Below are 16,341 nucleotides of genomic sequence, written 5' to 3'. Positions count from 1 at the left end.
ATTTGAATTAGGAAGGCCGTGTTTCTCAAATTAAAGTTTTCTGCTGAATACCCGATAAGATAGTTGACGGTAGCACTACGTGCGTCTCAAGCAAAGCTTCGAAATCGCAGGTTGGGTATTTTGTTGTGTTTTTGTGAATGGGTTGTTTATGGGTACCAACATATTAGGCATTGGGCAAAGTGGATTAGCTGCCGCCCAACTAGGGATTGCGACCACAGGTCACAATATCGCCAATGCAAATTCTCCTGGCTATAGTCGGCAAGTGCTTTTGCAAAGTGCTGCTGCAGCACGTAATGATGGTGGTAATTTTATTGGTCAAGGTACCCGTATCGGTGAAATTCGACGCGTTTATAATGAATTGCTTTCACAGCAAGTGAACCAAACACAATCTAGTAAAAGTTATGCGGAATCGTATTCAGCGCAAATTCAACAGATCAATAATCTAGTTGCTGATCAGACTGCAGGTGTTTCGCCTGCATTACAAGATTTTTTTAGTTCGATTCAAAATTTATCAGCGACACCAAACGGGACTGCGGGTGCTGCTGCTCGTCAATCTGTACTCTCTGCGGGTGCGTCACTTAGTTCTCGAATTCAGAATCTAGGTAGTCGTGTTGAACAAATTTCGCAAGACGTGAACGATAGAATCTCGCAATCCGTGACGAGTATTAACCTTTATGCACAACAGATTTCAGAACTGAATGATGCCATCGAGCGTTCGCAGAGCGTCGCAGGAGGCGGAGCACCGAACGACTTGTTGGATCAACGCGATTCCGCTGTGCGTGAATTGAGTAAATTCGTCAATGTTTCTGTTGTTAAGCAAGATAGTAAATATAATATTTTCATGGGTACTGGGCAGCCACTCGTCATCGGTGCCAAGGTCAGTGTGCTGAGCCAAGTCAATTCCTTAACCGACCCAAGTCGTACGCAGATCGCCTACGAAAGTAACGGGCAATATGTGCAGCTAAGTGAAAATAGCCTCAGTGGTGGTGAATTAGGTGGGCTACTCGCGTTTCGAACCAATACGTTAGACGTGACTCGTAATTCTCTTGGGCGCATGGCGATTGCGGTGGCAACGGAGTTTAATGCGCAACATCGTTTGGGCCAAGACTTGAATGGACAGCTAGGAGGGGATTTTTTTAAAGTTGCAGGACCCGTTTCTACGCCAAGTAGTGCGAACAATTCAGTGGCGAATATCGCAGCGTCATTTTCGGATGTAGGCGCCTTAACCACTAGTGATTATCGGGTTCAATACTTAGCTGGCACCTCACCAGCGCCGAATTATTTTAAGATCACTCGGGTTTCCGATGGTAAGGTTCAAACTTCAGATACCTTGCCCGCCACAATGGATGGTGTTGATTTTAATCTTGCGCTCGATTCGGGCATTCCACCTAGCGCGATTCAGCCCGCTGTGAACGATGAATTTCTCGTCAAACCGACTGCGCTTGGTGCAACTTCAATTCAAGTTCAGCTTAACGATATTTCCAAGATTGCCGCTGCAGCTCCCTTGACTACCAATGTTCCGAGTACAAATTTGGGCACAGGGCGAATAACAAATGGTAGTGTCAATTCCGCGGTTGCGTCGAGTAGTAATTCTTTGAACGGTACGATAAGTGCAGTGACCGTGGGTGATTCTTTTCAATCGACTAGTTTATCGACTCCACTAAGTTTGACTTTCGCAAACGCACCGGATTCACTCTCTGGTTTTCCGATTGGTGCTTTGGTTTCGGTTACAGTTGCAGGTGTCACGTCTAATTATCAAGTGGCTGCTGCAGATCTCCCAACAGCGTCACCACCGCAAGTTGTCAATATTCCTTACTCTAGTGGCGCAAAGATTGAATACGCTGGACTTAGTTTCTCGATTAAGGATAATCCAACGACACCAATCGCTGGAGAAACTTTTACACTGTCGAAATCACTGCCGATTACGCCGACGCAACTAACTTATAATGCAGCTGGAAAGACGTTCTCCGGTTTTCCGGTGGATGCCAATGTGACTGTGACGAGTGGAAATACCAGTACAACCTATGTTGCTGGCACTGCGGTTCCCTATCTTGAGGGCTCAACGATTAGTTTTAGCGGGATGAGCTTTGTTGTCTCTGGAAATTTCTCTAACGGCGACGTTATCAATGTGACCCAGAATCCAAATGGAACGGGCGACAATCGAAATGCAAGCCTTTTAGCAGGGTTGCAGACAAAAAATACAATGGCGTCGGGATCGACAACGTTTCAAGGTGCGTACAGTCAATTTGTTAGTTTGGTTGGAAATAAAGCGCGTGAAGTTGAGATAACAAGTACGGCAGAAACTAATTTACTTAAGCAAGCGATTGCCGCGGAACAGTCAGAATCGGGTGTTAATCTGGATGAAGAAGCTGCCAATTTGCTGCGATACCAACAAGCATATCAAGCAGCTGGAAAAGTGATGCAGATTGCAAGTCAGTTGTTTGATACGATAATTTCACTAGGTCGATAGGGGCATCTCATGAGAATCAGTACAAGTACCATTTATGAGAACGGTGGGTCGCGGATCAGTGAACTCCAATCGAATTTGAATCGAACCATGCAGCAAATTGCATCTCAGCGACGAATTCTGACTCCTTCTGATGATCCAATTGGCTCTGCGAGGGCATTAGTGATTTCCCAAAGCGCAGCGGTGAATGATCAATTGGCCGTGAATCGTCGTAATGCGACGAATACATTGAGTATGGCTGAAGATGTTCTTGGTAGCGTCACAACAGCGCTACAGAGTGTCAAGACTTTGATTGTTAGTGGCGGCAACGGTATTCTGACAGACCAGCAACGGGGCTATATTGCTAAAGAATTGCAAGGGCACTTGGACGAAATAATTGGTCTGGCAAACTCGACAGATGGAACAGATTCCTATCTGTTTGGTGGGTATTCTTCAACCACCGCTCCCTTCGTGAAGACGCAAGGCGGCGCGCAGTACGTGGGGGATCAGGGTACACGCTACTTACAGGTTGATACTTCTCGACAATTACCAGTGAGTGAGGTTGGGTCTGCAATTTTCGGTAACATTCGCACCTCGAACGGACAGTTTAATGTGCGGCCGAATTCTTCGAACGTGGGTCAAGCAACGGCTAGTGTGGCAATCAGTAATGCCGCAAATTTAACTGGGAACAACTATGAAGTTGCATTTGATAATACTGGCTTGAATTTTACTGTCACAAATAAAACCACCGGGGCGATTGTGATTCCTAGTACGGTGTATGCAAGCCCACATACCGTGACCATCGATGGCATGGATATCACGCTCACCGACTCACCGGGAGCGCCTGGCGCGAATGATAAGTTTTCAATTCAATCTGGTAATCAGGACATTTTTCAAACCATCACTGACCTGATTAATGCGCTGAATACTCCAGCATCCACAGATGCAGGTAAATTGGATCTTAAGGCAGATTTAAGTCAGGCGAATGCGAATTTGGAGAAATCGCTGTCTAATATTTTGGTGGCACGGACGAGTTTTGGGATGGGATTGCGCGAAATTGAAGATTTAGATAGTTCGGGGGCGAGTGCAGGACTTTTGTACAAGCAAGAGCTATCGAATATTCAAGATCTTGATTATGCGAAGGCAATTACAGACTTAAATCAAAGTCAGATGGTGTTGCAAGCTGCACAGCAATCTTTTGTCAAAGTGTCATCTTTGTCGTTATTTAATTACATTAACTGATATTGGAAGTTCACCTTTCCACACAGTATTGATACAAATAGAAAAGCCTCGCAAATTGCGAGGCTTTTTTTACTCAGCGTTGCAAGCTAAATCACCCGTGTCATTTTTTCGGCAACATAATTTTTTTGCTCCACTGGTGGCGACACTAATTTGACGATCGCAAACGACACATTATCCCCCATTGAATTAGCGCGTTCTCGGGCTTTCTTGATTAACAGTTCGGATGCCTGTCTTGGGGTGCTCGCACCAACCGCCACGGACAATTCTATATCCGCAAAATAATGCCATAATCCGTCAGAGCATAGTAAGAATGAGTCGCCAGCGGTGAGATTATCTTTTTCCCCGAACGTAACATAGGGGATCGCATTTTTCGAGCCTAGAACATTAACTAGCACATTCGACATTTTATGATTCTTCGCTTCCTCGGCAGTAATCATACCTTCGTCAACCAGTCGCTCGACATAGGAATGGTCTTTTGTCCTTTCAGCAAAGTTGGGGCCATCAAAGCGATATAAGCGCGAATCTCCTACGTGTGCCCATACAGCTTTTTGCGGAGAAATGACAACTGCTGCGAAAGTACTATGAGGTTCTTTCTCGGATGAGACTGCGGATAATTTAATGACGGTATGAGCCTCATGTACGATAGACTCTAGCATCTTGTTGATGTCATTGCCGGGGAAAAATTCGTCAAATAACATCTTTGCGGAGCGAATTACTTGTTCAGCCGCGATAGCGCCACCACTTTTTCCTCCCATTCCATCAGCAACAACAGCCATCATGTGGCCAGGTGCATGTGGTGCTGCAAAAAGTGCTACGCGATCCTGTTGTTCTTTACGATCACCGATGTGTTGAGCGGTGCCTGCTTCGATCTTATATTGGCTCATACGTCTTGGTAGATTACACTAGTCGGAAATTCCGATTTATTCATTAATAAACTCATTGCATTTTACTCGCTCTTACAGCTTATGGACCATACAAATCAAATTCGAATGCGTATTTGTGAACTTGAAGTTGAACATCGTGACTTAGACTCTGTGATTGAAGCGATAATCAAAGATCCAAATCATGACGAACTTCAACTTCGGCGGCTCAAAAAACGCAAGTTACAGTTGAAAGATTATATTGCATTGCTAAAAATGCAATTGTCGCCTGATATTCCAGCATAAAATTCGATCACATCATACCGGATAGATGGATTTACTTTTGAGCTTTGTTGTTTCACTATGTTGTTAAAGATTGTGTTTCATTTTGACTGAAAAAAATAATATTACGAATGACTTTGGCATTCATGATTCTGAAATAGAAAAAATATTTGGCGATGACGGCTTGTTAAGTACGTCGATCCAAGGATATCGATCGCGCGAGGCGCAAATAGAGATGGCTAAGGCCATTGCCCAAGCGATTGCAGGTCAAAAGACTTTACTTGCCGAAGCAGGCACAGGTACCGGTAAGACATTTGCCTATTTGATTCCAGCCTTGCTTTGGGGAGGGAAGGTGATCGTCTCGACAGGAACAAAGAACTTACAAGACCAGTTGTACTTGCGCGACGTGCCAACGATAAAAAAAGTGTTGAAGGCACCAGTTTCAGTAGCCTTGTTGAAGGGGCGTGCAAATTATCTATGTCATTTTCACTTGGAACGGACACTCCAAAATGGCAGATTGACATCGCGAGAGGATGTTGGGTACCTACGCGATATTTCGCGTTTCATTAAGACCACAATGAGTGGTGACAAAGCCGAGTTGGCGCGTGTTCCAGAAACAGCGGGAGTGTGGAGTCTGGTGACCTCAACAAAAGATAATTGTATGGGGTCTGAATGCCAGTACTACCAAGACTGCTTTGTAATGAAAGCACGGAAAGAAGCACAACAGGCCGATGTTGTCGTAGTCAATCATCATCTGTTTTTCGCAGATCTCGCGTTGAAAGATACAGGTATTGCGGAATTGTTGCCATCCGCCAACACCGTAATTTTTGATGAGGCGCATCAGTTACCCGAAACGGCAAGCTTATTTTTTGGAGATTCGGTTTCTACTTCGCAGATTCTAGAGTTATGTCGAGACGCTTTGGCAGAAGGTCTCTCGCACGCCCGCGACGGTGCAGATTGGGTAAAAGTTGTCGCACCCGTTGAACGTGCAGCACGTGATCTGCGCTTATCCTTCCCACAAGATTCAGTTAGGTTGTCCTTGCAACAAATTGCACCGTCGAGTGAATTTTTTCCACACTTAGAGACGCTCAAGGATTGCCTCAGTGCGCTCATCCAAGTACTCGAAAAGCAAGCTGAACGTGCCGAAACAATTGAACAATGTAGGGTGAGAGCGATCGATTTACAATCATTGCTCGAGGATTGGCGTGAGTTGGATCCTGATTCAAAGGAGGCAAAATCAAAGCCTGAATGTGTATTGTGGGTGGAGGCTTATTCGAATTCTCTCCAATTGCACAAAACTCCTCTATCGATTGCGCCAATTTTTAATAAACAACGTGAAGGTGTTCCTCGTACGTGGATTTTTGCTTCAGCAACGATGGCGGTAAAAAACGACTTTACCCATTATGTGTCGCAGATGGGACTTTGGGACGAACCTGCGCGTACTTGGCCGAGTCCGTTTAATTATCAAGAACAGGGTATCTTATATGTGCCTGAGGGAATGCCTCAACCCAATTCACGTGAATATATGGATGCCGTTGTTGACGCGGCTTTGCCTGTGATAGAAGCTGCAGGCGGACGTACTTTTTTGCTTTGTACGACCAATAAAGCGGTTCGGCATTGCGCAGAGCGTTTAAAGGAGGAGTTCTCCCAGAGAGCAATAGATTTCCCGTTGTTTGTTCAAGGCGATGCTGGTCGTACTGAACTGTTAGATCGATTTCGTGCCTCAGGAAACGGAGTTTTAATCGGAAGTCAGAGTTTCTGGGAAGGCGTCGATGTTCGCGGTGAGGCACTTTCACTTGTGGTGATCGATAAGCTTCCATTTGCCCCACCTGACGACCCAGTTCTCGCGGCGCGTATCGAGGCAATGGAGAAAAAAGGATTGAATGGGTTTGTTCATCATCAATTGCCTGAAGCAATTATCAATCTGAAGCAAGGAGCTGGAAGATTGATACGTGATGAAACGGATCGCGGTGTGTTGATGATATGTGATCCTAGGTTGATTTCAAAACCCTACGGAAAAAGAATATGGCAGAGCCTCCCGGCATTTGCACGAACGAGAGAATTGGGTGTCGTTCTGGCATTTTTCGAAAAACTCGATCAGATCCGCTCGGCTTCGCAGACATAAGATTTAGCAAAACATTTTCGGGTCTTGAATTGCATAAAATGGGCAATCTAAAAAGGAGTGGCAATGATTTCAAATAGAGTTCAGGAAACGGTTGATGAAAATATCCGTTCTAGAAGATCGCTAAGAGCATTTTTGAATACGCCCGTAGCAAATGAGGATATCGAGGCGATCCTTGACGTCGCAGCGAGAGCGCCATCAGGAACAAATACGCAACCTTGGAAAGTCTACGTGTTGAAAGGGGACCGTCTGCATTCTTTTTCAGAAAAAATTCTCGCGACCTACAATCAACCTGAGCTCGCAGAACAACATGCTGAGGAATATCGATATTACCCTACTGAATGGCGCAGTCCGTATATCGACCGTCGACGTATGGTTGGTTGGGATTTGTATGCATTACTTGGTCTGGGGCGTGAAAATAAACGGGGAATGCATCAACAGCATGCCCGCAATTTTCAGTTTTTTGACGCGCCTGTCGGTCTGATTTTTACAATAGATCGTGTAATGGAACAAGGATCGTGGTTAGACTATGGGATGTTTCTTCAAAACATTATGCTGGCTGCGAGAGCTAGGGGGCTTGATACTTGTCCTCAAGCCGCATTCACACAGTTTCATCGTATCGTTGCAGAGGAATTGAAGCTTCCAGACAATGAAATGTTGGTGTGCGGGATGTCACTAGGATTTGCCGATATGAACAAGATTGAAAATTCTTTGGTGACTGAACGTGCGTCGGTAGCAGAATTTGTACAATTTTTAGAATAGTAAGGCTTGTTGAAGAGAACAAATTTGGTTGCAAACGCAGTCCTTTGCCCCTTGGTTTTATCCAAGTTGGTAAAAAATATAAATCATATAGTTGTTCTGGCGTTGAATCTGAAGAACTTTATTGAAGATATGCAGCTAAGTCTTTAATTCTCTTGCGAATTATTTTGAATTTGCTACACTACGTGCCATCAGGAAATTATTTTGCATCAAGGAGTCCTACATGGTTGCACTAAGTTTGAAGTCAACAGTGAAATCTATGTTCACATTTTCGTCGAATAAAAGGCTCATTTGCACTTTGGCGATAGCCTCTATCTTTGCAGTGTCCCAACTGAGTTTTGCCAGCACGAGTTCACATCGTAGCAAGAAATCTGTTATTGTCAAAAAAGTGAGCGTGAAACAAGGTAAGCGCAATAAGTCAATTGTTGTATCGAAATCGACAAAGTCGCACAAATCACGTAAGTCACAACTCAAGCATGACATCGTCGATCGCCCAAGTACTGGCGATGCTGTTGGCTTAAAACATTCACAAGATCCATTGGCACTCGCGTCAAATGTCGCGTTTGTCGTTGAGCAAGACAGCTCAAAGGTGTTGTTCGAAAAAAATGCAGAGGTATCTCTGCCTATCGCATCCATCACGAAGTTAATGACGAGCTTGGTAGTTGTAGAGTCAAAACAAGACTTGGATGAAATGATTGAAATCACTACCGACGATCTCGACAAAGAAAAGGGAACAGGTTCCCGTCTGGCGATTGGTGCGAAATTATCACGTGCTGATTTGCTGCATATTGCATTAATGAGTTCAGAGAATCGAGCAGCGTCGGCCTTAGGACGCAATTATCCTGGTGGCTTATCAGCTTTTGTCGCTGCCATGAATGCGAAGGCGAAACAATTGGGAATGAATGACACGTATTATGTCGATTCAAGTGGTTTGTCGAGCAAGAACGTCGCAAGTGCACGGGATTTAGTAAAATTAATTAACGCTGCGTATCAACATCCTTTGATTCGTGAGTATTCCACTGATTCTCACTATGTTGTCAATCCAAAGGGAAAACGTTTGCTTGAATATGGTACGACTAATAAGCTGGTGGAGCAGTCAGATTGGAATATCGGTTTGCAGAAAACCGGTTATATTGCTGAAGCTGGTCGTTGTCTCGTCATGCAAGCGATTATTGAAGGGCGTGCGGTTGTCATGGTGTTTCTTGACTCCAAGGGAAAATATTCGAGATTGGCCGATGCGGGGCGAATCAAGAAGTGGATACAAACGATGCGCCCACAGGCCTAATAGTCGGTTGTTGACCATTACATCTTCTTTCGCTACATCTGATCAAAAAAAAGCCTTGCATTGCAAGGCTTTTTTCTTATGCACTCTCCCTAAAAACGTCGCTCCAAAGTGTTTCACTGGCTTGGATGGCGTGTTGTACTTTATCGAAGTTGACCCGTGCTTTTTCTTCGCCTTGAAGACGCAAATTGTGTTGGAGCTTCCGCAATAGTCGATAGCTGTTTGCAACCTCATTTGCCTGGTTTGCATCGATCAAGCCGAGCTTGCCACTTAATTTGAGTAGAGCGATATTTCCGATGTTTTCGCATAATTCGGAATAACGGTGCGCGTGGCGTAAGACCAAATATTGGACAATAAATTCGATATCGATCATGCCACCATGATCGTGTTTTAGATCAAACATGCCAGTTCTGTGGGTATTGGCATCACGCATTTTGCTTCGCATCGCAAGGACGTCTTGCATAAGTTTGTCGGGCGCACGTTCAAGTCGCAATACATTAGTTCGAATTTGGTCAAATTGTTGCCCGATGCTACGGTCCCCTGCGCAAAAGCGGGCACGAGTCAAAGCTTGATGCTCCCATAGCCAAGCAGATTTTTCCTGATAACGGGCAAATGATTGGATTGAGGAAACCATCAAGCCACTTGCTCCATCAGGACGCAAGGCGATATCGATATCAAATAATATCCCAGAGGATGTATGTGTCGTCATCCATGTAATAAATCTCTGAGCTAATCGTGCATAGAGCGCTGGTGCTTCTTGGTCATCGTCGTCGTAAAGGAAAATAATGTCTAAGTCTGACGCGTAGCTAAGTTCCTTGCCGCCCAATTTTCCATACGCAATCACGGCAAATTGCGGCGTTTCCCGATGTCGAGAAGGAATCGTTTTCCAAACCGCATGGATCACGGCTTCGACAACAATATCAGCCAGTTGTGAAAGTGAGTCTGCCAAATGTTCCACGCTCATCTTACCCTCAAGATCTTGAGCGAGCAGTCTAAATAATTGTGCATGATGAAGCTCACGCAAGGTATCAAGTTGTGACTCGACATCGCCAGATTGCTCCTGCATCAATCGGTCTAATTCAGCACTGAAATTGGGCCAGTCAGGAGTCTGGTGTAAGACAGATTCATCCAGTAGCTCGTCAAGTAAAATCGGATGTCGGCTTAGAAATTTTGCAGCCCAATCACTTGCGCTCATCATACGAATGACTCGTTCCAATGCATGTGGAAATTCGCTTAGAAGAGACAAGTAGGCAGTGCGACGAGCAATTTGTTCGAGAAAATCGAGAAACCGATGGGTTGTGCTTGCCTGTCCATCCGTTTGTTTTGATATTGCTTTGAGTCCATTTTGTATCAGTGCTGCGAGCTTGATTTGACTTGCTTCAGGGAGTGCTTGAATTTTTCCTGATTGCCATGTCGCAGATAGACGTTGAGCAACTTCTTTTGAATCTTGAAAAGCAAGTGTATTTAAATAGCCGATGATATTTTCATTTGCATCAATCGCGGACAAGTTAGTGGTATTGAGCGTTTCCGACTCTTCTTCGCTACTTTTGTCCTTAAAGATCGCATCGAATTGCTCGGCAACGAATTGCATGTGTGGAATCAATACCTTATTTAAGCTTTCAACCCCATCGAATCCCATCATCTGTGCGACGCAATGTTGATCTTGCATGTTCGCCGGAAAAATATGGGTTTGTGCGTCGTCGAGATACTGCAAGCAGTGCTCGGTATTGCGTAAGAAAACATAGGACTGCATGAGACGATCGACAATTTGCAAATCTAATATTCCTTTCTCTCCCAGCGTCTTTAATGTCAAACGTGTGGATCGGTCGCGTAAAACAGACTCTCGCCCACCGCGTATGAGTTGAAAGACTTGCGCAAGAAATTCGACTTCTCGAATACCACCACGACCTAATTTCACATTGATTCCACGGTCAGGATGGCGAGTCTCTTGTCGAATGACTTCTGCTCGGATTTGGTGGTGCATGTTTCGAAGCGAATCAATCACGCCGTAATCGAGATAGCGGCGATAGACGAAGGGGAAGATAATTTTCTCCAGTATCGCAATATCGGATGGTTTCCCTGTGATCGCGCGAGCCTTAACCCAGGCATATCGCTCCCATTCTCGTCCTTGAACCAAGAAATAGTCTTCAACCATGCCAAAGCTGGCTACGAGTGGACCAGAATTGCCGTTAGGACGCAAGGCCATATCAACTCGAAAGGAAAAACCATCTTCAGTTATTTCAGATATCGCGGCGATGAGTTTCTTTCCCAAGCGACTAAAAAACTCGTGATTTGACAAACTTTTCTGATTGGTATCGGCAGCGGTGTCGCCATCCTCGTTGTAACAAAAAATCAAGTCAATATCCGACGAGACATTGAGCTCAAGCCCACCGAGTTTCCCCATTCCCAAAACGATTAGCGCTTGGATCTCACCAGTTTCCTCACCGATGGGCGGACCATAGAGTGCCGTCATTTCTTGCGTTAACGATTGCAAATGGCTTTCAATTGCAAAGTCAGCAAACGCACTGATTGTTGAGATGACTTCGTGAAGATCAGCGGAACCTTCCAAATCGCGTTTGATCAGACTAGCCATCAAGAGATTGCGCAAACGTCGCATGGCCGCCGGTAAGCTAATGCCTTCTGCTAATTGTTTTTGTAAAATTTCAGTAAATTTTGCCTTGCTGAGTGCGAATTGAGATATATTCTCAAGCTCTTGTTCGCGCTGTGGGTTTGCTTGAAGCCACCGTTGAACAAATCGCGATAGGCTATAGGCTGTGTTGGTCTGAATGCTCTTACTCATAAGATATGAATGGTGCTTCTCTTTGTTGAATTTGTGGTTTGCGCTTCTTGTATTAGACAACACAACAGCATCTAGTCTGAATCTGGAGTAAACATTGTAAGCGTAAGTAAGTCATACGTAACTTCACTTTGCTTGCATCGCTTAGATTTATTTTAGAGTGCGTGCGAAGTGGATTGGCTAAATTGAAACCATGTTGTTATTTGGGGGATTATGTTGTTGTTTGAAGTAGCGCAAATGAAGACTGCCGAGGCTGTCCGTCCCCAATTTGGCGATTTGCCAACCATTAATTATCCGCTGTGAGCGAGAGAAAAGCTTTTGGTCAAGCCAATAGTGGCGCGAATGACAAGCTGGCAAAGCTTCCCGCTGGGCTAAGTTTTTTGCATTTCGTCAGGGCTTCCTGCGTGTTGGCTGCCTTCCATGGTGGCCGCGGAATGCGCAAATGCCTACGTCTTAGCCTCAAGCTGGTATTTATCGCTTATTTGCTTTTCTCTTTTATTTTTCTGCTATTACGCTACCTAGTTCTTCCTCAAGTTGAAAACTATCAGCCTGATATCGAGCAATTTGTCAGCGCGAAAATCGGTCGCCAAGTCAAAATTCTCAAAGTGTCCGCTTCATGGCAAGGTATTAATCCTCGTTTAGAGCTGCAAAATTTGGTTGTTTACGATCAACATGCAAAAGCGGTGTTGACTTTGCCACAGGTGAACACCTCATTGTCTTGGTGGTCGCTAGCACTACTCGACCTGCGGTTTGATGAGATCGAGTTCCTTCGACCAAATTTAGAGGTGCGTAGGTTAACAGATGGCAGCATAGAAATTGCGGGTTTTACACTCTCGCAAACTTCTAATCAAAACGATGATCGCGCCTTGGATTGGCTGCTTGCCCAGCACGCGATATTTGTTCGTTCAGGTACGCTTAAGTGGGATGATTTGCATTTAAAGAATCCAGTCTTGTCGATTGAGAAATTTGATTTTTTACTGGCCAATCAATGGCGTAAGCACCAATTTTCATTGACCGCGCAACCACCCACTCATTTGGCGTCGCCAGTCGACATTCGTGGGGAATTTCAGCAATCCGTTTTTGCACGCAAAAAGTCAAAAGTCGATTCATGGTCGGGCGAATTGTATGTTGATCTAAAAAAGGCGGACCTACCGGCAATCCATCAATATTTCCCTTTTCCTTTTCAACTTCAAAAAGGATTAGGAAGCGTTCGCACTTGGTTAAAAATGGACAAAGGGCGACTAATTGACATCACGGCGGATGTACAGTTGCAGGATGTGCTCGGGAAATTTCGGCAAGATCTCCCTGTTTTAGATGTTGCACAAGTCAGTGGCAGAATCATCGCGAGTGAGCGAATTTTAGCCAACCGGCGCTATTTATCATGGATTCCCGGTGAGACTGGGCATAGTTTGGCGTTGGTTAATTTTTCTATGCAAACTCGGGATGGCTTGGTCTTGCCAGCGACGACTTTAAAGGAAACATTTACACCAGGCGAAAATGGTCAAGGTGAAAAAGTCGAATTTTTTGCGGAAAGCCTAGATCTACATTCGTTGGCAAACTTCGCGGAACATTTGCCGTTGCCGAGTGACCAACGACGTCTGTTAATTGACGTTGCGCCGAAAGGAGTCTTAAAAAACTTTACAGCGCGCTGGCAGGGAAGCTTTCCCGAAATTTCAAGCTACAGTATCAAAGGGCAATTCAGTAATTTGGAAATGCAAGCGCAAAAAGCACAACTTGCCCGTCCAAAGACAAGCAAGACACCAGCAAAAGCGGCCGTGCCCGCGATTCCGGGTTTTGATAATTTGAGTGGGTCGATTGATGCCAGTGATAAAGGCGGAAGTATTACCTTGGATTCTAGCGATTTGATTTTGCAGTTGCCCACGTATTTTGTTGATCCCTTGATGCCATTTAAGAGCTTCAAGATGCAAGCGCGTTGGCAATTCCAGCAAGATGATCGATTGGAGTTCCAAATTCGGCAACTGGATTTTGTGCAAGATGGTGCCCACGCTCAATTGAGGGGTCATCATCGTCTATCGATGCGTCATGCTGATTTAGGTGAAGTTGACCTTGAAGGAAGACTAGATGGTTTCGATCTTAAGACGATCACACGTTACATTCCTTCTCATACACCAGAGCATTTGAAGCACTGGCTAAGTAATGCGTTACTGGACGGTGAAGCGAATGATGTTGAGTTCCGATTGAATGGACCTCTCGCGAATTTTCCCTTTAATCAGAAAGAACTCGAACAAAATAGAAGAGCAGAATTTTACGTTAGGGGAGATCTGCGCAATGCAAAATTGAATTTCTTACCTGGCGTGTTTGCAAAAGATGGGGTGAACCCGTTTTGGCCAGTGATTGATAATATCAAAGGCAGCTTTTCCTTTGATCGGGCAAAGATGGAGATTCGTGCTGACACGGCAACTACCAATGGTGTCGCACTAAGCAAAGTGAAAGCCACGATTCCAGATTTGCTTGAGCATGATGTTCTGTTGCAGATAGACGGGCTAGCGAATGGCGCACTGCAAACGATGCTCAACTATGTGAAGGCAAGTCCGGTTGACGATTGGCTTTCTAACTTTTTACATGACACGATTGCCTCTGGGAATTCGCAATTAAATTTGAAATTGCAACTTCCACTGAATTCCATTGTTGATTCAAAAGTTAATGGTGTACTTAGTTTGAACAACAATGAAACTGTGTTGCAACCTGATCTTCCTGCGATAAGCGGCTTGGTCGGAAAAATCGAATTTAATGAGAAAGGCGTGAATCTCAATACATTGAGAGCAAATCTTTTGGGTGGTCCAGTGACTGCAAGTGGTGGATCGCAAAAAGACGGATCGATCCGTGTCCGCTTGGATGGGAATGCCAATGCAGATGGAATTCGCAAGCACTTTGCTAATTTAGAATTCGTTAGCATATTGGATAGCTTAAATGGCGATGCAAAATACACAGCACAAATTAACAGTAAGCGGAAACAAACGGAAGTCATTGTTGAATCTGATATGCAAGGGTTTGAATGGAAGCTGCCAGCACCATTGAACAAGGCCATTGGTGAAATCACACCACTACGATTTGAAATTGTGCCTGATTTTAGTTCTGATACATCGGAACAAAAGGAACAAATAAAGTTGAGCGTAGGAAATCGCTTGAATGCTCATTATCTCCGTCGGAAGGAACTGGATAAGTCGGCTAAATGGTCCGTGACGCGCGCTGCCGTCGCATTAAATGCGCCAGCGATATTGCCAGACTATGGACTTAATTTGCACGTGCAGGCGCACACACTCAATGTTGATGAATGGCGCCACCTTTTGGAATCAGTCGGTGTGAATAAGCAGAGTGGACCGAATTCAAAAAATTTGAAAATGGAGAATCGATCCCAGACTGAATTTTCCCAGTATCTTGCTCCTACAAGCTTTTCGGTCATAACCAATGAACTTAATTTGTTCGGAAAAAAAATCAATGAAGTGACACTCGGTGCGTCGCACTTTGGCGGTGTGTGGCAAGCCAATCTTGACTCGAAGCAGGCATCAGGATTTATAAGTTGGAATGGTTTTGATCGACCGGATTCATCTGGACAAATAACCGCGAGATTAAGCCGTTTGATGATTCCAAAGTCGGCTGCAAATGATGTGGGCGAATTGTTGGAAGCGAAGAATACAACGCGTCAAATTCCTAGTTTAGATATTCGTGTCGAAAATTTTGAATTGTTCAATAAAAAGTTGGGTTTATTGAACCTGAACGCGAGTAATACGGTGGCTTCACGGGGGCGTGAGTGGAATATCGATCAATTGAATTTGAAAAATGATGATGCCGAATTGAGTGCGACTGGAAATTGGATTGCTCGTAGCAACGACAGTCAAACCAATTTGCGTTTTAACCTAGATATTATTAATTCGGGAAAATTATTGGAGAGACTCGACTTTCCAGACGTCGTGCATGGCGGAAAAGGTAAGTTGGAGGGGGATGTGCAGTGGCGAGGATTGCCATTTGATATGGATATCCCTAGCATGAATGGGCAACTCCAACTCAAATTGGCGACGGGACAATTTTTAAAAGTTGATTCCGGCGCAGCGAAGTTGTTGGGCGTATTAAGTATGCAATCCTTGCCCAGACGATTTACATTGGATTTCCGTGATGTGTTTTCAGAAGGTTTTGCTTTTGATGGGATCACAGGGACAGCGCAGATTCAAAACGGAATCGCAAAGACTGATAATTTAAAAATGAATAGCGTCAATGCCGCTGTTCTGATGGAAGGATCGGCCGACATCGCGAAAGAGACGCAAAATCTACACGTGGCAGTAATACCAGACTTGAATGCAGGCGCAGCCTCAGTAGTGTATGGTTTAGCCGTTAATCCTGTGATAGGTTTGGGCACGTTTTTGGCGCAATTATTTTTTCGCGATCCTTTGAAACGGGCCTTTACGTATGAATACCAAATCACGGGCCCGTGGCTTAACCCAGTCGTTACCAAAATCGAGAATAAAGAAAGACAGCAGATTTTAGAGAAACAAAAAGCGGAGCAGGCTAAAACAAAGGCCGAAGTCAAATAAC

At 44.7% G+C, this 16,341-nt stretch carries 9 protein-coding genes; 7 read left to right on the top strand and 2 right to left on the bottom strand.

Features of this window, described 5'->3' with window-relative positions; all coding sequences use genetic code 11:
- Positions 1-148: 148 nt before the first annotated feature.
- Both flgK and flgL read left to right on the top strand, forming a co-directional pair.
- Positions 149-2,470: a flagellar hook-associated protein FlgK gene (gene flgK / locus KDM90_RS01980; RefSeq protein WP_212673917.1), complete on the top strand. Its 2,322-nt coding sequence runs from the start codon at positions 149-151 to the stop codon at positions 2,468-2,470.
- Between the two features lie 9 nt (positions 2,471-2,479).
- Complete coding sequence (gene flgL, locus KDM90_RS01975; protein ID WP_212673916.1) at positions 2,480-3,688, top strand: flagellar hook-associated protein FlgL; 1,209 nt, start codon at positions 2,480-2,482, stop codon at positions 3,686-3,688.
- Between the two features lie 86 nt (positions 3,689-3,774).
- On the opposite strand, the gene KDM90_RS01970 is transcribed toward flgL, so the two are convergent.
- Entirely contained in the window at positions 3,775-4,572 is a 798-nt protein-coding gene (locus tag KDM90_RS01970) for a PP2C family protein-serine/threonine phosphatase (RefSeq protein WP_212673915.1), read from the bottom strand.
- Between the two features lie 81 nt (positions 4,573-4,653).
- Here KDM90_RS01970 and KDM90_RS01965 point away from each other — a divergent pair, with 81 nt between their 5' ends.
- The 4 genes from KDM90_RS01965 (at position 4,654) to pbpG (ending at position 8,996) form a co-directional block, all read left to right on the top strand.
- Positions 4,654-4,854: a YdcH family protein gene (locus tag KDM90_RS01965; RefSeq protein WP_186889399.1), complete on the top strand. Its 201-nt coding sequence runs from the start codon at positions 4,654-4,656 to the stop codon at positions 4,852-4,854.
- An 82-nt stretch (positions 4,855-4,936) separates the two neighbouring features.
- Positions 4,937-6,955: an ATP-dependent DNA helicase gene (locus KDM90_RS01960; protein ID WP_212673914.1), complete on the top strand. Its 2,019-nt coding sequence runs from the start codon at positions 4,937-4,939 to the stop codon at positions 6,953-6,955.
- 63 nt (positions 6,956-7,018) lie between these two features.
- Entirely contained in the window at positions 7,019-7,714 is a 696-nt protein-coding gene (locus KDM90_RS01955) for a nitroreductase (protein WP_212673913.1), read from the top strand.
- 220 nt (positions 7,715-7,934) lie between these two features.
- A complete protein-coding gene (gene pbpG / locus KDM90_RS01950) occupies positions 7,935-8,996 on the top strand; it encodes a D-alanyl-D-alanine endopeptidase (RefSeq protein WP_230409550.1) in 1,062 nt (353 codons plus the stop codon).
- Between the two features lie 76 nt (positions 8,997-9,072).
- Here pbpG and glnE read toward each other — a convergent pair whose 3' ends face one another.
- Positions 9,073-11,853: a bifunctional [glutamate--ammonia ligase]-adenylyl-L-tyrosine phosphorylase/[glutamate--ammonia-ligase] adenylyltransferase gene (gene glnE, locus KDM90_RS01945; protein WP_268977724.1), complete on the bottom strand. Its 2,781-nt coding sequence runs from the start codon at positions 11,851-11,853 to the stop codon at positions 9,073-9,075.
- A 236-nt stretch (positions 11,854-12,089) separates the two neighbouring features.
- On the opposite strand from glnE, the gene KDM90_RS01940 reads away from it, so the two are divergent.
- Positions 12,090-16,340, top strand: a complete 4,251-nt coding sequence (locus tag KDM90_RS01940; RefSeq protein ID WP_212673911.1) for a YhdP family protein — start codon at positions 12,090-12,092, stop codon at positions 16,338-16,340.
- Position 16,341 lies beyond the last annotated feature (1 nt).

Source organism: Affinundibacterium fentianense (assembly GCF_018139545.1).
GTDB classification, from domain to species: Bacteria; Pseudomonadota; Gammaproteobacteria; order Burkholderiales; family Burkholderiaceae_D; genus Undibacterium; species Undibacterium fentianense.
This window is presented reverse-complemented; position numbering and strand designations above follow the sequence as displayed.